Raw genomic sequence first — 215 nt, 5'->3', positions numbered from 1 at the left:
CCCATGCGGAAAAACGCGACCTCAAGCTCGACCGCCGACGATCTGATAACGCAGGCTCGTCAAGCGCGCTCACCGTCGGCGGAGCAGGGGATCGATAGCGCTGATAAGCAAGCCTATGGTCTGGCGCGTCCACACAAAGGTCCGTTCGACAACGCAACGGCATTCAGCGCTGCCACCTACGACCATGATCTCCCGACGCGGCAGCAATTGGAGGC

Annotated in this window: 1 pseudogene; it reads left to right on the top strand. The window is 61.4% G+C overall.

Annotation, left to right across the window (positions count from 1 at the left end):
- Nucleotides 1-3: 3 nt before the first annotated feature.
- Nucleotides 4-215, top strand: a pseudogene (locus AF337_RS44690) (hypothetical protein); the annotation flags it as partial.

Origin of the sequence: Rhizobium ecuadorense, assembly GCF_001187535.1 — a bacterium.
Taxonomy (GTDB): domain Bacteria; phylum Pseudomonadota; class Alphaproteobacteria; order Rhizobiales; family Rhizobiaceae; genus Rhizobium; species Rhizobium ecuadorense.
Note: the sequence above shows the minus strand (reverse complement) of the source record. Positions and strands in the feature narration are given on the sequence as shown.